Here is a 21,912-nt window from a genome sequence, read left to right on the forward strand (position 1 = left end):
AATTTCTGGTGATTAATTCAAAATATCACGTATATCTTCCTTGCTGAGCGATTTAAAGAAACTCTCTTCAGTGGTAATTAAAGAGTTGGCAAGCGATTTTTTGCGGTTTTGCAAGGCCAGTATTTTCTCTTCAACGGTATCTTTTGCGATGAATTTGTAAATGAAAACCTTTTTATCCTGCCCAATACGGTGCGTTCTGTCGATAGCTTGTTGTTCTACTGCAGGGTTCCACCATGGATCGAGGATAAAAACATAATCGGCCTGGGTTAGGTTTAATCCCACACCACCCGCTTTTATGGAGATTAAGAAGACCTTTAATTCGGTGTTCTGCTGAAATTCGGAAACAATTTCGCCACGGTTACGCGTTGCACCATCCAAATAAGCAAAAGGAATATGCTCCGCCTCAAAATGTTTTTTGAAGATATCCAGGTGTTTTACAAACTGAGAAAATACTAAAACCTTATGTCCACCTTTAAGCACATTATCCAGTGTGTGGATCACGTTTTCAAACTTTCCAGAATCTGAAACATAAGCCCCGTCAATCATTATGGGGTGATTGGCCAGCTGGCGTAAGGCGGTTAATCCCTGTAAAAGCTGCACCTGTTTCTGCGCGAAAGTTCCATCGTCCATGCTCTGCAATAAATCGTTGCGGTAGGCTGATTTTGTTTTCTCGTAATAAGCAGCCTGATCTTCGCTCATGTCGCAGTAAATTACCTGTTCCGTTTTAGGTGGTAATTCTGCCGCCACTTGCTCTTTGGTTCTGCGGAGTACAAATGGCTTGATAATCGATTGTAGTTTGCGCGCTTTTTCTTCGTCCTTTTTCTTTTCTATCGCTTGCACATATTCTTCGTAGAAAAATGCCTGCGTACCCAATAAACCCGGGTTTAAAAAGGTTAACTGCGACCATAAATCGCTTACTGAATTTTCTACGGGTGTACCGCTCAAAATCAGTTTATGTTTCGATTTTAAGCTTCTCACGGCTTTGAACGATTTTGATGCCGGGTTTTTAATATTCTGACTTTCATCAAGAATAATGTAGTTGAAATAAAAGTTTTTCAGTTCATCTACATCCACTCGGGTTACACCGTAGGTGGTAATGATAATATCGTAATTGGCAAAATTGGCTACATCTTTATTTCGGTTGGTACCCGTGTGTGCCAGTATTTTAAGCTTTGGTGTAAACTTTTTAGCCTCCGTTAACCAGTTGTAAATTAAAGAGGTAGGCATGATGATGAGCGAGGTCGTTTGCGTTTCAAGCAATTGATCGTCTTCCTTCACTTTTTGCAGCATGGCTAATGTTTGGATGGTTTTACCCAAACCCATATCGTCGGCCAAACAACCACCGAAATTGTATTCGCGTAAAAAGCTGAACCAGTTATAACCGGCTTTCTGGTAATCGCGTAAACTGCCCTTAAAATGAACAGGCATTTGTGTATCGGCAATATCTTCAAAATCTGATAAGCGCTGCAATTTACGTTCGAGTGTCACGTTAGCTAAACTATCTTCGGCCAAATCGTTGATTAAACCGATATGGTGTTTCTTTAATTTCAGCGTTTTTCCGGCCTCTGCCAAACTGAACAAACTACCATATTGCGTAAACCATTTATCGGGAATAATGGCCACTTCGCCATCGGGCAATAAAAATTCCCGCTTTTTGTGTAGGATATGTTGTTTTAGCGAAAGAAAAGGAATCTGGTATTTTCCGAACCATACCACGGCATGGATATCGAACCAATCGTTTCCTTCTTTAACTTCAAGATCTATTTTGCTGGCACCGAAAACAAATTTTTTCTGGCCTGTAGCCTGTTCAATTTCGTAACCTGCTGCCTGTAAAAGTTCGATATGTTCGTTTACCCAATTAATGGCTGCATAACTCGGGTTTTCATCAGCTGAAATCACTTCCAGGTTGCTAAACAGCGAGCTTGTTTTTTTTAATCCTAATGATAATAACAGATTGAACTGTTTTTTCTCCCATTCTGCCGAACGTTTAATGCGGTGGAAAATATAGTTATCGGCCGTTTTTTCTAAACGTACGGTTACTTTATGCGCATTTTCTACAGGGAAAATATATTCGCCGTATTTAAAGTACAACTGAATCTGAGAAAGTCCGCCATCCACATACAAAACTTTAATTACAGGTGTGGCTTCAAACTGTTCGGTTCTGATTTCGAAACCTTCGGCGTACACATGGTGTTTTTCAATTAAAGGGGCAACAAACTTTTCAAAGTAAGTAGCTTCGGTTGTTTTGGGTATGGCAATAAAGCGTTTATTTAAAAAGGGTTGCAGTTTTTTTCCTTCAATATCCTGATCAAAAAAGTACAGTACATCGTTAAGCAATAGCCACGCAGGTTTGTTACTGATAATCTGCGCTTCTTTAAACATAAATTCGATGCGTAGATTCTGATACTTGATGGTCGGGAAATAACGTGTTTCCGTTTCATTTCGGCGGAAATGAAAAAGAATAGAGGCGGGTTCATCGGCCAGTTCGATTTTACGTTCTACCGGCCAGCCATCTTTGTCCATTACATAAAGCTCGTTTTTAACCTTTAAAAGCTCTAAAGCTTCGGCAAGTTTCTTTTCGATTTTAGGGCGAACATTTTCGTAAAATTTATTGTCGAAAATTTTAGTGAAAAACTCAGTTGGCCTGATTAGTTTCTTGTAATATTTTTTAATCAGCGAGTCTTGCTCAATGTCATCTAAAATCTTGATCAGCTTATAATCAATATCACTTAAACAGGCATTAAATTCTTCTGCGGTATGTGTGAAAATCCGTTGATAGGTAAAAGAAAAATCTCCTTGTGGATTGAGCTGAACAACGTGAGGTTCAATTAAATAGCCCAAGTACTCATGTTTGCACAAAGAGTACACCACTTTACAGGCTTTAGAACTATCGACACGTAACATTGATTGGTTTAAAATTTTTTCTAAGCTAAGCGCTTAAAAAACTTTAAACTTACAATATTTTGAGGTTACATCAAAAGAAGTATCGGTTTTTGAAATAAAAATTATCAGTTTTTTCTGGAAATCTTAAAGAACGCGTAAATGCTGCTGTTGGATGGAGCGCTATTTGAAGTTAACGGGCAGATAAATATTAATACTTTATAATTGGCTACAACTTATTATCTTAGTCCTTGTATTGATAGGCTTTCTTTATCAATCCATTAACGCATCACTAAGGTTTAAATGAAATTTTTTTACGCGCTCTCTCTGTTTGCCTGCTTACATTTTTGTAGCTATGCGCAAGAAATCCCCCGGAGCACCCAATATATTTTTAACAATATTTTGCTGAACCCTGCACTATCGGGAATAGATAATTACACAGATTTAAAAATAGGTTTACGTAAACAGTGGAGTGGATTAGAAGGTGCGCCAAGTACGCAATACCTTTCTTTAAGTACCGCTATTGGCGAAGATTTTGTTCGGAGCAATGTAAACTCATTTGCCGGGAATGGCGATAATCCAATGAGCAGAAGTTTTGTAAACAGCTATACGGCAGCAGAACCTCACCACGGAATTGGCCTGGTGGCCATGACTGATAAAGCAGGATTAGTTCGGCAGACCAATGTAAACTTAACCTATGCCTATCATTTGGGTATTACAAACGAAGTAAATTTATCAGTTGGTTTATCTGGCGGATTTAAATCAATCAGTGTTGATGTGCGTGGAATTATTGCTGACGAGTCGGGTGATCCTTTATTCTCTGCCGATTACAACAATAAAATCAGACCCGATATTGGTGCAGGTATTTGGCTGTATAGCCCAAGGTTTTTTGCTGGTGTTTCGGCAAAACAGCTTATCGGAAATAAAAGCAGCATTGTCAATAACCAAGTTAAAACCAGCCCATATCAAGCGGCTACTTTTTACGGAACCGCGGGCTATAAAATATTTCTGGATGAGGATATCGCAATGATCCCGTCTGGTTTGATTTCGTATTGGGCCAACTCTCCGGCTACTTTTGATGCGAATTTGAAATTTGCCTATCAGGATAAATTCTGGGTTGGAACCAGTTTCAGGAACAACGATTCTTTTTCACTTCTGGCCGGGCTTAACATTGCATCGTTAGTAAACCTGAGTTATTCGTATGATGTAAATACCTCAGGTTTACGCTCGGTAAATAATGGCACGCACGAAATTGTGCTGGGTATTTTATTAAATAACCGTTATCAGGTAGTTTGCCCGAGCAGGCAGTTTTAACGTAAAAGGGTTATACTACCACCCAATGGTTTACATTCGGCTCGCAAATCGATCACATAATAATAAACACCTGCCGGTAATTCCTTATCCCTAAACCTGCCATCAAAAGGTTTGGTGTAATTGCCGATTGATTCGTACACCAATTGACCGCCCCGGGTATAAATTTTAATGTTGGTGCCTTTAAAATCTGGTAAACCCCTCACTTGCCAAACATCATTCATCCCATCACCATTTGGGGTCATGGTATTGGTAACCTCTAAATTGTCGTGTGTTACCTCTACATGTACTTTGGTAAATTCGCTGGTACAGGAACCCAATTTTCGCCGCACAAAATAATCGGCTGTTTTGGCGACTTTAAATTTAAATATCCCGTTGGTGTTTTCTAAAAACGGTTTGGTATCATCAATTTTTTCAAAGAGCTGGTAAGTTCCTTCTTCTGGTGCAATTACAGGTAAAACGATATCAGAAACATAACAAACACGTAGGTCGTTAATGATAGGAGCCAGGATTTTAAAAGGTTCGTCTACTACTGTATAAGCCTCGCTGATCGCATAACCACAAGATGTTTTGTCTTTTACCTCTAAGCGATAGGTACCTGCACCAACATTAATCAGATCCTGGGTATACTGAACGGCTTCGCCAGCTTCGTTTATCCATTTAAAATCATAGCCTGGTACACCACCAATTACCTGAATGCCTTTAACAGAACCTCTCTGTAAGGTACAGCCATCTTTAATTACGGTTGCAGTATTGGATACGATGTTTAGTTTTGGCGTAATATTAATAGCATAAGGTCCTAAAACTGTTTCGCAATTGTTTACATCATAAGCGAACATTCTGTAATTTCCTCCCGGCAAATTTTTCAGTTCAATAATGTTCCCTGTTTTGGTTGCTCCGGCAACTGTAGCGCCTGATTCATCTACCCATTTAAACAATGTTGGAAGAACGGAACTGAAGTTTAAGTTGATACTTCCGTTAATGAGTTCACAGGTGGTATTATTAACGGTTGGTGTAAAAGTATAAACCGTTGGTGTTAATGCATCCACCCTAAAAGGTCTGTCTAAAGTGCAGGTATATAGCGAATTGCTGGCCCTTAAGGTATAAGTTCCTGGTGCAAGGTCAATCATTTTTATAGACATTCCGGGCGAGTACGGTCCTTTTTTAATGCTTTGTCCGGTTGGGCTTAACCACTCATAGGTATCGGCATTGGTAATCGACACACCATCAATAACACCATTGTTAACACCGCATCGGGCTGGTGTAACTGTTCCTCCGTTAATGGCAACATCACTATAAGTACCGATAAAGAAAGATGAAGAAACTGGCGAACATTGACCTTCATCAGAAACAGATAAGGTATAGTTACCGCCTCCTACATTTTCAAGATCCAGCGTAGTTGATACCACATCTGTACCTAAAATCCCTGTGATCGGATCACGTTTAAACCATTTGTAGCTTAGGGTACCCGTTGCATCTGTAATGGTAATACCTACAATAGCCCCGTTTTCTTTACCACATGCTGCAGAAGTAGTTTTAGTGGGATTCCCAATTTTAGGTTGAGGTTTCCTTTTAACCGTTATCGGATCAGAATCTAATGAGCAGTTTGCCTCATCCGATACTTTTACGAAGTAAGTACCTTCAGGTAAACTAGCGGGGTTACTTCTGCTTACCACAGCATTTGTTGCCGCATTTATCCATTCGTATTTTAGCACACCTTTCCCTCTTAAAACCTCAGCGGTAAAGGTAAAAGTAGTTTGTCCACACGCAGGCGAAACCGGCAGGATAGCAGGTTTGGTTAACTTTTGATCTTTGATGATAAACACCGATGGGAATGCTTTACAGCCATCATCAACAGTTACTTCGTAAGTGCCGACATCTAAATTAGAGATGCTCTGTGTATTCCCTTTAGGTACGCGACTACCATCGGTTTCTATTTTTACCCAGCTAAAAGTGAATCCCTCACGCACTTCGGGAATGGTGATTGATCCGTTAGCACTACAGGTTACAGGCTCAACTATAGCTTCATTTGGTAATAATTCAGCCGTAGAGAAAGGAGAGGTGGTGGCATTTAACAAACTGGCTGTTGCGGTAACCATACCGCTAAGGTTTCCGTTGTATTCCCAGCGGCCATCGCTACCGGCTTGTACGGTTGCAATATAGGTTTTGCCTTCGCAAATACCCTGGCAGTTTACGGTATAGAATAATTCTACTTCTGAGTTAGGGGTAGCTTTACCCGAAACATAATCGCTGCGTTTTTTTAGCACCTGAATATATGGTTGCAGTATGCTTAATGTTTTTCCGATCCCAAACGTTTTATTGCAAAAGAAACTGTTTCTCGTAATTTTTACAGGCTTTGACGACACCGTTTCGACACCGAAATTGTTGTTCGCAATTAAGTTCGCTTCAGCTGGTGTTGCCCCACCAATAGTTCCGCCTGCACCCAACTCTATTTTTACGCCAATACCATTACCCATTACCACGGTTCCGGCGGCATCGGTGCCTATGGCATTACCGGTTAGAATAAAGTCTGAATTGGTAATCGAAACGCCTGTAGTTCTGTTTCCTCCGATAATGTTGTTCCGCACATAAAGTGCTGTATTGATGGCGTTAACTTTTAAACCTGCAATTTCTAAAGCGGAAGAAGAAAGAAATATCGGTAAGTCATGGAAATCTTTTTTGCCCGTATAATCAACCCCGATTTTGTTATTGATCACATTAACATCAAACCTTGCGTTAGTGGAGTAGGATGATCGCGTGATGTCAACATTAATCCGGTTTGCGGCAATTACGTTCCCTTCGCCAGCATTATCTCCTCCAACATCCAGTGCACTATCGTATAAATTGGCCGAAATACCAAAAACATTTGTATTGGGGGTTATTCCATCGTATATCACCCCGATTAAGTTCGATTGGATCTTGATTTTGGTGGCCGTGATGGTGGTGAAAAAAAAGTTGTTCTGAACAATGATACCGTTAATATTTCCTCCAATAACATTTCCTTTCCCCGGTGCCCCAATGGTAATATTATTTGCACGATAATCGATCACAATTCCCGAGCCTTGCGCCATATTTACATTTTGTAAATTATTAATGGTGGCAAAATTCCTGATGTACAGACCATAAACTTCAACCCCTGTAGTTTGGACCTGCGTGGATGACGACTGGCCAATTACCAGCCCCGAAAATGTGGAATTAGGATATTCTGGCTCTAAAATTACCTTGGCTCCTGAAACGCCAAGTGCCGGCCATGCTGCCTGAGAGGTGCCATCAATAACTACATTTGAAGAGACAATAGGTAGTGCTGAACGCAACCTGATGGTGCGGTTAGCGTTGTCGCTAGGTGTACCCGGTAAATTAAAGTTAATGGTAAATGTAGTTACTCTATTCGCTATGGCGGCTTGTGTCAATGCTTCCCTTAACGTACCAGGACCGCTATCGGCATTACTGGTTACTACATAAGTTTGGGCGTAGCTATTACTAAAGAAAAATAAGCCGGCAAAGAGGGCTAGAAGTTTTGAGAAGCGCATAAAATTGTTTGGTACAGCCAAAATACAAATAAACTATTTAGTGGCTAGCGTTTTAGTGAAACAAACCTACATTATTTTTCTTAAAAATAGTTGGCACACGTATACTGGTTTAGAAATGGGTTTATGTGAAATAGTCAAGTTAGAAAATTTTCGCATTCCACTATTTTACTTTGATTTCGCGCTGCGCAGGGCAGGGAGGTTTCAAAGTAGTTATGAAAGCTCGCTCCCTACGGCGGGAAGCTTTCATGACCTTAATGATTTCGTGCCTCCATAGGTGGGAAGGTTTCATGATCTGTAGGATGGTTACTCCGTAGGGAGGAGGGTTCTACAAACACTAGTTTACCTCCTTTCTAAGGAGCGAAAGCAAATCAGCCTAAAACAAAAAAGGCATCCTGAAACCCAGAATGCCTTAAAAATTGGTTAATTATTTTTTATTTCCAGCCACCGCCTAATGCACGGTATAAGTTTACAACCGACTGTAGTTTTTGTAATCGATCGTTAATACCACTTAATTGAGCTGTTAACAAACTTTGTTCTGAAGTTAATACATCCGTATAGTTTGTTGCCGAACTGTAACGTAATAATTCTTTGGTAAAATCGACTGCTTTGGTCAAAGAAGCGATTTGTTTTGCCCTTGTTTCTTCTTTCTCTGAAGCGGTTTGATAAGCATACAATGCATTTGATACTTCCTGCCCACCGGTTAACAATGTTTGTTGAAAGTTATAAAAAGCAATTTGCTGATTAGCTTCAGCTGTTTTTAAGCGGGCCTTGTTTGCTCCTTTTGCAAAAATGGGCTGCGTTAAACCACCAACCAGATTATAGAAGATCGATTTGCTGAAGAAATCCTGTAATTGCAAACTTGATAAACCACCTGCTGCAGTAATGGTTAAAGCAGGATAAAAGTAAGCTTTCGCTACGTTTGTGTTTTCAAAAGCTGATCGGAACCCAAATTCAGCGGCTATCACATCCGGACGGTTTTTTAACAATTGTGCAGAAACGCCGGTTTGTAAATTCGCGTAAGGGGTCTGTTGATCTAAGGTCGTGCGGTTAATCGCATTTGGCGCTTTAGCAACCAAAACACTAAGCGCATTTTCAGCTTCTTTAATGCTTCTTTTTAAATCGGGCAAGGTTACCTGAGCAGCGTATAAATTGGCTTCACTCTGTACCACTGCTGCACCATTAACTACAGCTCCTTGTTTTAAGGCTTTCATGGTTTCAACATCCTGCGTTCTTACCTTAATGGTTTGCTCGGTAATGGCCAGTTGTTTGTCCAGCGCCAATAAAGTGTAATAATTGTTGGCAATGGTGGCAATTAACTGGGTTTGAACAGCGCGTTTTGCTGCGTCGCTTTGTAATAAAGTAGCGTAAGCGCCACGTTTTGCACTGCTTAATTTTCCCCAAATATCAGCTTCCCAACTGGTACTCAATTGTGCTTTATAAGTTTGGGTTTCCAGATTGATGTTAATCCCTGCCGGAAAATTCTGCGCTGCTGCCGAAGCTTTATTGTCGGTTACATTTACATCAGCCTGTAAGCTGGGTAATAATGCCCCGCGGCTTTGTATTAAGGTAGCCTCGGCTATTTTAATACGCTCGATCGCCTGTTTCAGGTCTAAATTTTCATTTATTCCTTGTTGGATCAGCGACTGTAAAGTGGTATCCGAGAACAACGTTTTCCATTGCAGATCGGCAATAGTGGTTGTATCTGTTGTATTGTTATCACGGTATAAACCTTCGCTCTTTAGCTGCGGGCGCTCGTACTTTTTAGTTACGCAGGCGCTTAGGCTGAGGATGGCTAAACCGATTAATATGGAATGCTTATATCTAAATTTCATGATTTTCAAATTAATGTGGATGGTTAGTCGCTAACTCATACTCTTCCTCTGTTTGTTCGCGATCAATGCCTTCCTCAAATGGAGATTTGTTACTTATTTTTTCCTGCAAGGTTTGGAAAACAATAAACAAGGCAGGGATTACAAATACTCCGAATATAGTACCGATTAACATACCACCTACAGCTCCGGTACCAATTGAGGTATTACCTGCTGCACCAACACCTGATGACAACATTAAAGGCAATAAACCCAGGATAAAGGCAAAAGAGGTCATCAAAATCGGGCGTAAACGTGCAGTTGCACCATCAATAGCCGAATTCACAATGCTCATTCCCTTTCGTCGCCTGTCTACCGCATACTCTACAATTAAAATGGCATTCTTGGCGAGTAATCCAACCAGCATGATCAGGGTAATTTGTGTATAAATGTTATTGTCTACACCAAAGATCTTATCGAAGATGAATACACCAGCCAAACCAATGGGTAGTGAAAACAATACTGCCAACGGTAAGATATAACTTTCGTACTGTGCTGAAAGCAGGAAGTACACAAAGATTACACACAGCAGGAAGATGAAAATCGTCTGACTGCCACTGCTTACTTCTTCACGTGATAAACCTGAGAACTCATATCCATAACCTGTTGGAAGGTGGATTGCCGCTTCTTCCTGAATGGCCTTAATGGCGTCACCAGAACTAAAACCTGCATTAGGGTTACCCGTAACCGCAATTGAAGTATACAAATTGAAACGTGAAATAGCCTGTGGACCGTAAACTTTTTCGAGCGTAATAAACTCAGAAATCGGTGCCATGGTTCCGCTTGAATTACGAACATAAATATTGGTTAAACTTTGCTGGTTGGCACGGTACTTGGCATCTGCCTGGTACATTACCCTGTATTGTTTACCAAACTTATTAAAGTTTGAGGCATAAACACCACCATAATAACCTTGTAGAACACCTAATACATCGCTAACGGTTAAGCCAGCCTGTTTCACTTTCGCCACATTAACATCAATCTGATATTGCGGGAAATTCGGGTTGAATGAGGTTGATGCATATTGAATCTCAGGACGTTTACTCAAAGCCCCTAAAAACGCATTACCTACTTCGTTGAATTTTTTAATATCGCCACCGGTTTTATCCTGCAACTGGAATTCGAAACCACCACCGGTACCAAAACCCTGAATGGTTGGCGGAGCAAAGAAAATGACTTTTGCACCTTTTATACCGGCTGCCTTTGCAAATAATTCACCAATAATGGCTTTAACATCGCGTTTGCGTTGATCCCATGGTTTTAGCCTTGCGATAACCATACCATAAGAACTACCTGAACCACTGATCAAACTTCGGCCAACAACCCTAAATGTAGCTTCTACCTCTGGTACCTTACTTACAATATCATTGATTTTTACAATAATTTTATCCGTTTCTTCCTGTGAAGTAGAAGGTGGTAATGAAATGTCAGAAAAAACTGTTCCCAAATCTTCGTTTGGTACGAAACCTTTAGGCGTAGTATTCATAATCCATACCAGCACCACCGCGAAAACAGCAATTCCTAATCCTGCTAACCATCTCTTTTTACCCAAAAAGCCTACCGAACGTTTATATTTTTGCGTTACGGCATCAAATGAAGTATTAAAAGCGGTATAAAAACGTTGTAAGAAATTTTTGCTTTTTTCGTGATCCTCTGCATGTGGTTTTAAAAACATGGCACATAATGCCGGACTTAAGGTTAAAGCGTTGATCGCGGATAAAATAATTGCGATAGCCAGTGTTAAACCGAATTGTTTATAGAATACGCCTGATGAACCCTGGATAAAACTTACCGGGATAAATACCGCCGCCATGACCAGTGTAATCGAAATAATCGCACCACTAATGTCATCCATCGCATCTTTTGTTGCTTTTTTAGGATCTTTATAACCTGCATCAAGCTTGGCATGCACCGCCTCCACTACCACAATGGCATCATCCACCACGATACCGATGGCCAGTACCAATGCAAATAAGGTTAACAGGTTGATGGTAAAGCCGAACAGACTCAGGAAAAAGAAGGTACCAATAATAGCTACCGGAACACTAATTGCCGGGATTAAAGTTGAACGAAAATCCTGTAAGAAGATAAATACCACCAGGAACACCAGAATAAATGCTTCGATTAAGGTGTGAATTACCTTTTCGATTGAGGCATCTAAGAAGTTATTTACGTTAACAACCGTTTCGTAGTGAACACCTTTAGGGAAAGATGTTGCTGCTTTATCTAAAGTTTTGATCGAATTTTCGATTACTTCTTTCGCATTCGAACCTGCTGTCTGACTAATGGCAATACCTAAAGCAGGTTTACCATTAAACTTTACATAACTCGCATAACTTTGTGCACCAAGCTCTATTCTGGCCACATCTTTTAAACGAAGAATTTGTCCGTTTGCATCCGCTTTAATAATGATGTTGCTAAACTCGGTTTCCGATTTTAAACGGCCACTATATTTTAAGGTGTATTGAAAAGCCTGATTGCCCTGTTCACCGAACTGACCTGGTGCAGCTTCTATATTTTGCTCAGCAAGCGCTACACTTACATCGTTTGGTACCAGGCCATAAACGGCCATTACTTCTGGCTTAAGCCAGATACGCATGGTATAATCTAAAGTACCGAATGCACTTGCATCACCCACACCACTAATCCTTTTAATCTCTGGGATGATGTTAATGTTGGCATAATTCTGTAAAAACTTCTGATCGTATGATGGATCATCACTGTAAATGGCAAAAATAAGCAAGTTACTCGCTTGTCTTTTTGCTGTAATTACACCCGATCTGGTTACCTCTGCAGGTAATAAACTGGTTGCTCTGGCTACACGGTTCTGTACGTTAACCGCCGCTAAATCGGCATTCGTGCCCAGTTTAAAGTTAACGGTAATGGTTGCAGTACCATCGTTACTGGCGCTGGAAGTCATGTAGGTCATGTCTTCCACACCATTTATCTGTTCTTCCAGCGGAACAACAACACTACTCATTACCACATCGGCATTTGCCCCCTGGTACGAAGCCGATACCTGAACGGTTGGCGGTGCAATTTCGGGGTATTGCGAGATGGGTAAAGTTACAAGGCCTAATACACCTAATATTACAATTATAATGGATATAACTGTTGATAAAACGGGCCTGTCTATAAATTTCTTAAACATAATTAATATGGATTACACTGCTGTAGTGTGATTGCACTGACTATATTGTTATTTTTTTATTTCAGCATAAACTGAATCGGTGTTTTTTACCTCAGGTTTAATTTTAGTTCCGTCTTTTAATGATTGAAAACCTTCTAAAATAACTTTATCACCTGCTTTAAGTCCCTTGGTAACTACGTAGAAATTACCTTTGGCCAATTCCATCACTTCGATTTGGGTATTGATCACCTTTGCCGAATCGCCTAAAATGTAAACGAATTTCTTGCCCTGTAAATCGATGGTCGATTTTTGAGGGACCAAAATTGCATTTTCAACGTGCTGTGGAATTCTAACCGATGCACTTGCACCGTTTTTTAATAAGAAAACGGGATTAGGAAAGGTTGCCCTTAAACTTGCGGAACCAGTGCTGGTGTTAATCTGCCCATTGATGGATTCGATTTTGCCGTTCTGTGCATAGATGGATCCGTCAGCAAGAACCAAACTCACTGCAGGGATGTTTTTCATCTGCTGGGCAAGCGTATTGCCTTTATAGGTATTGGAAAAATCTAAAAGCTGTTTCTCATTTAACGAGAAATAAGCATAAACTTTCGAAGTGTTAGAAACAGTGGTTAAAGGTTGTGTGCTTGAGCTGCTCACCAAACTTCCGTTTCTGAACGGGATACTGCCTACAACACCATCGACAGGGCTGGTAATTGAAGTATAACCTAAGTTAACCTGTGCGTTTACCAGTTCTGCTTTTGCTTGTGCCAATGCCGCTCTTCTGCTTTGAAGGGTTAACTGCGCTGCATCCAGATCGTATTTGCTAATGATGTCTTTCTCTACCAAAGGTTTGGTTTTGTTTACCGTAAGCTGAGCAGCATTTACGTCAGCTTCGGCACTGCTAATCGCGGCTCTTGCTGTTCTAACCTGTTGCTCATATTGTGGAGCATTAATGGTGAAAAGTAACTGCCCTTTCTTCACTACCGCGCCTTCATCTACCAATATTTTTTCGATAAAACCATCAACTTTCGGACGGATATCGATGTTTTGAATACCTTCAATGGTTGCTGGATAATCAGAATCTAAGGTTGTATTTTGTGTGTTTACTGTAAAAACAGGGTAAGCTTGCGGACCAGCTGCTGCAGCAGCGGCAGCTTTTTTAGCTGCATCGTTATTTCCGCAGGATGCCAAAAGCATACCAATGCTCACGCTAAAAAAGAGAGTTGTTACTTTTCTCATGGGTATTTCTGTGTGTTTAAATTTAAATTTCCGGAATTAAGGGCGTTGTCAAAAAAATAGGACTTCGATTTTCGCCGATAAATGCCCAAAAATAGAGCCTAAAAAAAAATAAATCTGTCCGAATTCTGTCATTTAATCAATCGATTGATTTATTTTGCGATTGAAAACAGATCGGATTTCCTTTAAATTGCTGTTATAGATGGTGTTGTCGTATTTTTTAGCATGAAAAACAGTGTGTAAATATCTTGCGACAGATGTTAAAAGCTGTTAAATTCAAAGGAAATATACGATTTTATTAGAATAAATGTTGCCTATTTTAGGCAATAAAATACATTTATGGTGTCTGTTTTACACGGGATGTTCAGATAGCGCTTGACCTATCAGGTTTTTGAATCTTCGAGGTTTGAAAAGAAGATTATCCCATTTCCTGACAATAGTCCTCGTTTGTAACGAGGATTAACGAAAACTGCATTTGTAATGTGGAGTAATATTGATCTATATTGAATGATAAATCTCCCATGATCTTAGGACGAGTGAGATTTAAGGAAGGCGATGAAATCGCTCATCTCGTACGTCCTCGTTATAAACGAGGACGATGTAAGTATTTGAAGCAGCAAATATATTGATGCTGTCTGTTTTATATGTGATGTTCAGATCGTGTTAAACCTATCATGTTTTAAAACCTGACAGGCCTGAATGATAGTTCTGAAAAAGAAAACTATTCCACTTCTCCTTCAAAAACCAATTTGGCCGGGCCACATAAAAATACATTGGTAAATTCCTTACCATCGTAATCAAATTCTATTTTAATATCGCCACCCAAAACTTTAATGGCTGTTTTAATGTGGCCGGTCTGATTTTTATGTTTAGCTACGGCCATCGCTACAGCGGTTACTCCGGTGCCACAGGCATAAGTTTCATCTTCAACACCGCGCTCGTAGGTACGCACAAATAAATGATCACCCTTGTCTTCTACAAAGTTTACATTGATACCTTTTTCAGCATAAGTTGCATTGTAGCGAATGTTTTTTCCTGCCGTAAAAACATCAAAGTCTTTTAAATCGCTTTGTAAAGCAACATAATGTGGCGAGCCGGTATTCAATATATAAGCTTCGCCATCTTTGGTAATGGTATCTACATCAATCATTTGTAAATCAACCCATTCGCCATTTTCTGAAATTCTGGCATAATGTGGGCCATCTACTGCCAAAAAGTTTGTTTCGCGGTCGATAATGCCGAGCTGTTTGGCAAAGGCAACAATACACCTGCCACCATTTCCGCACATGCTGCCCAGTTTACCATCAGCGTTAAAATAATGCATCTCAAAATCATAATCCTCATGTTTGGTAATGAACATTAATCCATCGGCGCCAATGCCAAATCTTCTGTGGCATAATTGTTCAACTAATTGATTATCAATATTTTTTAACGGACTCATGGTGTGGTCTATTAAAATAAAATCGTTGCCTGCGCCCTGGTATTTAAAGAAATTAATTTTCATGAAAGCTTCATTTTTTAATGCAATATTTGAATTGCAAAAGGTAATAAGCGGATTGTGTTTTTTAATTTAACATTTTTTAACACAAAACTAAGTGCTTTGAGGATACAAATATCGTTTATATGGTATTAAATTTGAATAAACTTACAAAAGAAAATTTGAGCAGATAAAAACTGCCTGAGCATTCTGCTTAAATCAAAGTGAAAGTGCTCTCGCAAATAATAACATTTAACAAATGAATATTATAAGCTAACCAAACAATTAGCTAGCAAATCAGCTTATAATAAATCATGGCTTTAAAAAACAATATAAACACATGAAACCATTAAAAGCTATCTAAATTAAAAGTAACGTTCAGCTTTTAATAGCTTCATGGCCATTAAAAAACAATATATAAACACATGAAAAAAATATTAGGCATTACCGTGTTGGCTGCTTTTATAGGTGGGGCAGCAGCAATTGGAGGTTACAAACTATTTGAGCGTAACCAAACAGGCAGTACAATTACTGAAAAACAGAATTTATACTTTGCCAATAATCCGCTTAAGGTATCATCAGCGGGTACGACAGATTTTACGCAGGCAGCAGCAGTAGTTGCACCTGGTGTGGTTCACATTAAAACCACGTATGCGGCACAAAGTGGCGGTGGCAGAAGTTCGTCTCCATTTGATATGATGGAAGATTTCTTTGGTGGTGGTGGCCGTCAGATGCAACGTCAGCCCAGAGCGGCATCGGGTTCTGGTGTAATTATCAGTCAGGATGGTTATATCGTAACCAATAACCACGTGGTAGAAAATGCAGAGAAGGTTGAGGTGGTTTTAACAGACAGACGTAAAGTAGAGGCGAAAGTAATTGGTCGCGATCCGAATACAGATTTAGCTTTAATTAAAGTTAATGCAACTGGCTTACCTGTAGTAAAAATGGGTAACTCAGATAATGTGCAGGTTGGAGAATGGGTTTTAGCCGTTGGTTTCCCGTTAGATTTAAATACTACGGTAACGGCTGGTATTGTAAGTGCGAAAAACCGTAGCATTGGTATTATTGGTCGCGAGCAACAAGGTAATGAAATTACAGAAGAGGAATATCGCGAATACCAACGTACGGGTAAAAGACCGGATCGTCCGGCAAATACCAGTATCGAATCATTTATTCAGACAGATGCTGCCATTAACCCGGGTAACAGCGGTGGTGCCCTTGTAAATGCAAACGGCGAATTGGTGGGTATTAACTCGGCTATCGCATCGCAAAGCGGATATAACCAGGGTTATGGATTTGCAATTCCGGTTAACCTTGCCCGTAAAATTGTTGATGATTTTATGAAATATGGCTCAGTTAAACGTGGTTATATCGGTGTTAACTTTGTACCGTTAAGTGGTGAGGAAAAACCTGAAGGCATTAAAACTAATGAAATCAGTGGTTTATATGTGAATGATGTGGTTGCGGGTGGTGGTGCTGCTGCGGCAGGTATCAAATCGGGCGACGTAATTAAAAAAGTTGACGGTGTTGTAATCAATGATTCGCCTGATCTTCAGGAAAGAGTTGGCCGTTTAAACCCAGGCGATAAAGTTAAATTAACGGTGTTACGCGATGGTGCACTTAAAGATTATAGTGTAACGTTAAAAGGCGAAGCCAGTGTTGGTTTAACTGCGAAAAATGCAACAAGCAAAGGTGCTGAGGTTTCTAAATTAGGTGCAACTTTTGCTCCGGCTACTCAGGCACAGAAATCGAAATATGGCATCAACAGTGGTGTCGTAGTGACTTCTGTAACCACAGGAAAAGCTTTTGATAATATCGGAGTTGAAAAAGGTTTAATTATTACCAAAGTAAATGGACAACCTGTAAATTCTGTAGCTGATGTGCAAAAAGCATTGCCTTTAGGCAGAAACAACATGGTGAGCATTTCGGGTGTTGGCGAGCAGGGTTCGTATAACTACAGCTTCCCAGCACAGTAGTTGATTTGATAAAAAATAGTTTTTAAAAGCGTCCCGATATAAAAATCGGGACGCTTTTTTTTAATCCTGATGGATCGGTTCGTGATTAGCATGGCAAGCGTCTGCACATTCTTCGCAGGCAACAGCGCATTGCCTGCAGTGTTCATGATCGTGTTTGCCGCATTCAGCCGCACAAAGTCTGCATATTTCTTCGCAGAGCAATAAATATTGGTGCCCGATAATTGAATCTCTTTGCAACAATCTGGCCGCCTGAGTACAGATATCCGCACAATCCCTATCGAGTTTAATGCAATCAATCATCATGTTGATATCTTCCTCTTTTAAGCACGACGATGCACAGTGTTCGCAAGCCAGTGCGCAATCTAGTAAAGCCTGGATCAGACCATAGTTGTTTCTCGTTTCCATATCGTTAAAGATTTTGGTTATAAATGTTTTGTTTATTAATAACCTGCTGGAAATTAAACTGTTTTAAAAAAATAGAATTGGTGCTGATCCAGATTCCATCGCATGACGTCTGCGTTCAGAATGACTGTTTTACGCGAAGGCCATATGTTAAAATATCTTAAATAACAGGTTGTTCATCCAATTCTTTGTACTCAAACTAATATTCATCCGTTTTTCATAATCAAGATTTAGTTTCGCTATTTACCGATTGGTATTCAGCGTTTACCGATGCCCTGTAAATTATTTTTATTTATTGTTCCATATTTGAATCAGCAACAAAAAACCGAATATTATGGCTTTAGCTCGTATTAACCTCAGCGTAAAACAATATTTCAATTTCATGTGCAGAACAGATTTTGAAAGAAGGATATTTCATGATACGTACAAAGAATTTCAAAAAAGATCAAAAATATACAGTCTGGACCACCATCTCCACACCTTTTCACAAATGCAGCAGGCTAACGGAAAGGCAAACTCGCTGCACCAAAAACTTCAATATTCAGTAATGAATACGCTAGAAGCATTAGAGCATAAAATACCCGTTTTGAACGATCTGGAAGATCATCCGATTCTTTTCGATTGGGCCGAATTACATATTTATGCTTCCGACCTTTTAAATAAAGCCGCACATGTAGTTTCGATCACCTATACCAGCCCGAAATTAATTTTACACGAAATCATTGGTGATTTGCTGGTCTTAAGCTATAATGATAAAGCGGACGAAACATTAGTGATAAAAATTACCGACAACCTGATGGTCAATTATGAGCAACGCGAAAGCCTGGTTTATAGTTAATTTAATCTTAATTTCTTTCCGGATGCTTATCCATAATAAATGGCGGGAGGAAGTACTTTCTGCTTGCTGGTCTTTACTTTTTCAGGCAGAAAAGCAGAGGGGGAGAGACCGTTTTGGATGTATTTTGTGGATAAAACTCAGCTATTGATGAATTAAATCGGGCTGCTAAACAGGGCTTAAAGGGCAAATAGTCAATATATTTAGCATTTATTTATATAATAAAAAATAAAAAATTGATTTATAGGTATTTAACTCTATCTTTGAAACAAATTAAAATACAATATAATGCAACAAGGAACAGTAAAATTTTTTAATGAAACTAAAGGTTTCGGATTTATCACTCCATCTAATGGCGATGCCGAAATTTTTGTTCATGCTTCAGGCTTAATCGATAACATTCGCGAGAATGATACCGTAAACTACGATGTAGAAGAAGGTAGAAAAGGCCTAAACGCGGTAAATGTTAAAGTAGCTTAAGAAAACTCAAACACATAAATCGTAAAAAGTCCCGATGCAAATCGGGACTTTTTTTGTGGAACCAACTTTTGGATTGTCGGTGCCCACACTTATCTGCCTGCCAAATTTTTGCTGATCTCATCGTCAACAAAATCTAAAGAAAGATCATTGTTGGTTAATACAGTGCCGTTTTTATCCACTAAAAAGAAGTAAGTAACATTATAATTGCTCAGATTTTTTGCATTGGGCGATTTCGCTCCCATTAGATCTGAATATTGCGGCCAGGTTAGGTGGTCATCCTTGATTACATTTACCCACCAGTCTCTTTTCTTATCGAACGATACCCCGATAAATTCTACGTCTTTATTTTTATACTTTTCGTATAGCTTAACCAATACCTGATTGTTTTTTCTGCTTTTCCCGCTATAAGAAGTCCAGCAGATAATCAGGTTTACCTTTTTAAGCACACTCAGGTCGAATTTTTTTCCTTCCGGATTTTCTCCTTCAATGCCGGGCATTTTACTTCCGGCCATCATCTGGTTAGCCTGTTTAATCTCTTCTAAAAGATTTTTGCCCTTTTTGCTTTCCTGAATATCCTTGTCTAAACTGTTAAAAATGGATAAATAAGTTTTGGGTTCCGAATCTGCCCTGCCTAGTTGTTCTAATAAAAAGAGGCTGTGCGCAGAACCGGGATATTTTTTAGCAAAGGCCTTTATGATGTCCATTTGGAGCAAGATTTTTTTCTCTCTCCAACGGTCTGCATTTTTTGCCTTTTCTATAATGTTGCTTCTTGAGGCCTGGTCGAATTCCAATTCAGCGATATCCAAACTGTCGAGCAGGTTTTTGCTCATCTTGTCTTTTAGCTTATAGAAGTCAAGAAATTGTTCACCCTCCTGGGTTGGAACGCTTTTTAAAGGATACGAATTGATGTTTTTTGCGTCAAGAGTGCCTTTGAAGTCGCCTTTGTCAAGATAGAAATAATATTCTCCTTTGCGATTGCCATCCTCGGTTTTCAAAGTAGCATAACCTTTTATTGGAATGTTGATTTTAAAAGTCTGATTGCTGTTGGTGATGTTTTCAACTTTCAGTGTCTCGCCCTTTTCAGCGTTTTGGATGGTGATCACGGCATTAGGGCCAAAGTTTTTGGTTTCGAGGTTAAATGTAGCAGGAGCTGGGTCGCAGGCAGATAAGAAACCTGCTAATAAAGTAAGTAAGTAGAGCTGTTTTTTCATGTTAATAATTTGACAGAGCAATATAACGAAAAGATTAGTTATGTTTTAATGAAAATAAGTTCAAATCAATCTTTTATCATTAAGAAGTTGAGTTAGTTAAGAAGAAAATTATTATTTTAGTTATGGTAAATAGTTTCTTAATGATCTGATTTATCTAATCATACCCTAATTCTGTGTGCTTGATTAATAATGTAGAGTGCATCTTCTTATTTTAATTATTTAGGGAATGACTAAAAAAGAGGTTATACAATTATCCTATGAAATAACAGGATTAGCAATTAAAGTTCATAAAGTTTTAGGGCCAGGCTTATTAGAGCACATATATGAACGTTGCTTAAAATATGAGTTGGAAAAAAATGGATACGCTGTTTCTCAACAGTTTGAATTGTCCATCATGTATGACAATTTAGAGATGGATTTAGATTTACGGCTGGATCTATTTGTTAATAATTGTGTAGTAATAGAAATAAAAGCAATCTCTAATATTCTACCCGTTCATCAGGCACAACTATTAACCTATATGAAACTTCTTAATGCTCCCCAGGGGTTGTTGATTAACTTTTTTACAGATAATATTACCAAGAGTATAGTGCCACTGGTTAATGATTATTTTAAAATTTTGCCAGATGAGTGAAATATCAGAAGTCATTGATTATTGAATCTTAATGCCCTCAATTTCTTAATGGTAAAGCTGTTTGCCATAATAGTTTTTTTTGGTTAATGCCAATATGAAACCTTAAATAATCCCATAATCTTTCAATTATTTCCGAATATGCTTTAGAATGTTTCTAAATAAATGTTTTATCGTTGTTTTGTCATATTCGTTTATAAATTAAACTCATAATTAGATACTTTTGCAAGAAATTTAGATATAAATCCTAATCAAATGAGTGGTTTCGGAAATGCATTTTCTTCTTCTATCGGGAAGAAATTCATCATGGGTATTACAGGTTTGTTCCTGATACTTTTTTTAATTGTACACTGCGGTATTAATGCTTTAATTTTTATTAGCGACGGTGGTTTAACATTTAACGTAGGCGCACATTTTATGGCCACTAACTGGATTATCCGGACTGGCGAGATTGTGTTGTTTATTGGTTTACTTGCGCACATTTTTCAGGCGTTACGTTTAACGTTGCAAAATCAAAAAGCACGACCTGTTAAATATGCCGTAAACGATGGTAAGGCAAACAGTAAATGGTATAGCCGTTCTATGGGCTTGCTGGGTACACTTTTGTTGATCTTCCTGGTGGTTCACCTAAAAGATTTTTGGGTAGTTTCTCGTTTTACAGGAATCCCAACGGTTGATGCCAACGGACATGAAGATCTTTATGCGGTAATGAAAGAAAAATTTCAGGATCCGGTAAGGGTTGCCGTATATATTTTGGCTATGTTTTCTTTATGCTACCACTTATTGCACGGTTTTGCTTCGGCATTCCAAACATTAGGATGGAACCACTCAAAATATAACGGTATCATTAAAGGAGCTGGCGTTTGGTATTCGGTTATTATTTCGATCCTTTTCGCAGCCATGCCGATTGCAGTTTATTTCGGTCTTATTCAATAATTTTTAGCA

The 21,912-nt window shown here is 39.1% G+C and carries 14 protein-coding genes; 6 read left to right on the forward strand and 8 right to left on the reverse strand.

Annotation, left to right across the window (positions count from 1 at the left end; all coding sequences use genetic code 11):
• Window positions 1-12 precede the first annotated feature (12 nt).
• On the reverse strand, window positions 13-2,904 hold the full coding sequence (locus AC04QZ_RS12125) for a DEAD/DEAH box helicase (RefSeq protein WP_086548777.1): 2,892 nt from the start codon (window positions 2,902-2,904) through the stop codon (window positions 13-15).
• Between the two features lie 279 nt (window positions 2,905-3,183).
• Between AC04QZ_RS12125 and AC04QZ_RS12130 the strand changes: the two genes are divergently transcribed.
• The gene (locus AC04QZ_RS12130) at window positions 3,184-4,194 is read left to right on the forward strand and encodes a PorP/SprF family type IX secretion system membrane protein (RefSeq protein ID WP_478357971.1); all 1,011 of its coding nucleotides are present in this window, start codon (window positions 3,184-3,186) and stop codon (window positions 4,192-4,194) included.
• Here the strand turns inward: AC04QZ_RS12130 and AC04QZ_RS12135 are convergent.
• From AC04QZ_RS12135 to dapF, 5 genes are all read right to left on the reverse strand, one after another.
• Window positions 4,191-7,721 (reverse strand): T9SS type B sorting domain-containing protein, encoded by a 3,531-nt coding sequence (locus AC04QZ_RS12135; protein WP_478357972.1) that lies wholly within the window; start codon window positions 7,719-7,721, stop codon window positions 4,191-4,193. The genes AC04QZ_RS12130 and AC04QZ_RS12135 overlap by 4 nt on opposite strands.
• Window positions 7,722-8,152: 431 nt before the next feature.
• Window positions 8,153-9,553 (reverse strand): efflux transporter outer membrane subunit, encoded by a 1,401-nt coding sequence (locus tag AC04QZ_RS12140; protein ID WP_086548781.1) that lies wholly within the window; start codon window positions 9,551-9,553, stop codon window positions 8,153-8,155.
• 10 nt (window positions 9,554-9,563) lie between these two features.
• Window positions 9,564-12,740: an efflux RND transporter permease subunit gene (locus tag AC04QZ_RS12145; protein WP_086548782.1), complete on the reverse strand. Its 3,177-nt coding sequence runs from the start codon at window positions 12,738-12,740 to the stop codon at window positions 9,564-9,566.
• Between the two features lie 48 nt (window positions 12,741-12,788).
• Window positions 12,789-13,958: an efflux RND transporter periplasmic adaptor subunit gene (locus AC04QZ_RS12150; protein WP_086548783.1), complete on the reverse strand. Its 1,170-nt coding sequence runs from the start codon at window positions 13,956-13,958 to the stop codon at window positions 12,789-12,791.
• Between the two features lie 718 nt (window positions 13,959-14,676).
• Window positions 14,677-15,459: a diaminopimelate epimerase gene (dapF, locus tag AC04QZ_RS12155; RefSeq protein WP_478357973.1), complete on the reverse strand. Its 783-nt coding sequence runs from the start codon at window positions 15,457-15,459 to the stop codon at window positions 14,677-14,679.
• Between the two features lie 398 nt (window positions 15,460-15,857).
• Between dapF and AC04QZ_RS12160 the strand changes: the two genes are divergently transcribed.
• Window positions 15,858-17,408 (forward strand): trypsin-like peptidase domain-containing protein, encoded by a 1,551-nt coding sequence (locus tag AC04QZ_RS12160; protein WP_478357974.1) that lies wholly within the window; start codon window positions 15,858-15,860, stop codon window positions 17,406-17,408.
• A gap of 60 nt (window positions 17,409-17,468) precedes the next feature.
• On the opposite strand, the gene AC04QZ_RS12165 is transcribed toward AC04QZ_RS12160, so the two are convergent.
• A complete protein-coding gene (locus AC04QZ_RS12165) occupies window positions 17,469-17,813 on the reverse strand; it encodes a four-helix bundle copper-binding protein (RefSeq protein ID WP_086548787.1) in 345 nt (114 codons plus the stop codon).
• A 331-nt stretch (window positions 17,814-18,144) separates the two neighbouring features.
• Here AC04QZ_RS12165 and AC04QZ_RS12170 point away from each other — a divergent pair, with 331 nt between their 5' ends.
• Window positions 18,145-18,648, forward strand: a complete 504-nt coding sequence (locus AC04QZ_RS12170) for a hypothetical protein (RefSeq protein ID WP_478357975.1) — start codon at window positions 18,145-18,147, stop codon at window positions 18,646-18,648.
• Between the two features lie 285 nt (window positions 18,649-18,933).
• Window positions 18,934-19,125: a cold-shock protein gene (locus AC04QZ_RS12175; protein WP_010599638.1), complete on the forward strand. Its 192-nt coding sequence runs from the start codon at window positions 18,934-18,936 to the stop codon at window positions 19,123-19,125.
• A gap of 89 nt (window positions 19,126-19,214) precedes the next feature.
• Here AC04QZ_RS12175 and AC04QZ_RS12180 read toward each other — a convergent pair whose 3' ends face one another.
• Window positions 19,215-20,336, reverse strand: coding sequence for a TlpA family protein disulfide reductase (locus tag AC04QZ_RS12180; protein ID WP_478357976.1), 1,122 nt, complete (start codon window positions 20,334-20,336; stop codon window positions 19,215-19,217).
• Window positions 20,337-20,562: 226 nt separating this feature from the next.
• On the opposite strand from AC04QZ_RS12180, the gene AC04QZ_RS12185 reads away from it, so the two are divergent.
• Window positions 20,563-20,970: a GxxExxY protein gene (locus tag AC04QZ_RS12185; protein WP_478357977.1), complete on the forward strand. Its 408-nt coding sequence runs from the start codon at window positions 20,563-20,565 to the stop codon at window positions 20,968-20,970.
• Between the two features lie 252 nt (window positions 20,971-21,222).
• Window positions 21,223-21,903, forward strand: coding sequence for a succinate dehydrogenase cytochrome b subunit (locus AC04QZ_RS12190; RefSeq protein WP_478357978.1), 681 nt, complete (start codon window positions 21,223-21,225; stop codon window positions 21,901-21,903).
• The last annotated feature ends 9 nt before the right edge of the window (window positions 21,904-21,912 follow it).

This window comes from Pedobacter folensis (assembly GCF_056490665.1).

Excerpts from the sequence above, each read along its gene's own strand:
- AC04QZ_RS12125 (WP_086548777.1), bottom strand. The coding sequence starts at position 2,904 with ATGTTACGTGTCGATAGTTCTAAAGCCTGTAAAGTGGTGTACTCTTTG.
- AC04QZ_RS12130 (WP_478357971.1), top strand. The coding sequence starts at position 3,184 with ATGAAATTTTTTTACGCGCTCTCTCTGTTTGCCTGCTTACATTTTTGT.
- AC04QZ_RS12135 (WP_478357972.1), bottom strand. The coding sequence starts at position 7,721 with ATGCGCTTCTCAAAACTTCTAGCCCTCTTTGCCGGCTTATTTTTCTTT.
- AC04QZ_RS12140 (WP_086548781.1), bottom strand. The coding sequence starts at position 9,553 with ATGAAATTTAGATATAAGCATTCCATATTAATCGGTTTAGCCATCCTC.
- AC04QZ_RS12145 (WP_086548782.1), bottom strand. The coding sequence starts at position 12,740 with ATGTTTAAGAAATTTATAGACAGGCCCGTTTTATCAACAGTTATATCC.
- AC04QZ_RS12150 (WP_086548783.1), bottom strand. The coding sequence starts at position 13,958 with ATGAGAAAAGTAACAACTCTCTTTTTTAGCGTGAGCATTGGTATGCTT.
- dapF (WP_478357973.1), bottom strand. The coding sequence starts at position 15,459 with ATGAAAATTAATTTCTTTAAATACCAGGGCGCAGGCAACGATTTTATT.
- AC04QZ_RS12160 (WP_478357974.1), top strand. The coding sequence starts at position 15,858 with ATGAAAAAAATATTAGGCATTACCGTGTTGGCTGCTTTTATAGGTGGG.
- AC04QZ_RS12165 (WP_086548787.1), bottom strand. The coding sequence starts at position 17,813 with ATGGAAACGAGAAACAACTATGGTCTGATCCAGGCTTTACTAGATTGC.
- AC04QZ_RS12170 (WP_478357975.1), top strand. The coding sequence starts at position 18,145 with ATGGCTTTAGCTCGTATTAACCTCAGCGTAAAACAATATTTCAATTTC.
- AC04QZ_RS12175 (WP_010599638.1), top strand. The coding sequence starts at position 18,934 with ATGCAACAAGGAACAGTAAAATTTTTTAATGAAACTAAAGGTTTCGGA.
- AC04QZ_RS12180 (WP_478357976.1), bottom strand. The coding sequence starts at position 20,336 with ATGAAAAAACAGCTCTACTTACTTACTTTATTAGCAGGTTTCTTATCT.
- AC04QZ_RS12185 (WP_478357977.1), top strand. The coding sequence starts at position 20,563 with ATGACTAAAAAAGAGGTTATACAATTATCCTATGAAATAACAGGATTA.
- AC04QZ_RS12190 (WP_478357978.1), top strand. The coding sequence starts at position 21,223 with ATGAGTGGTTTCGGAAATGCATTTTCTTCTTCTATCGGGAAGAAATTC.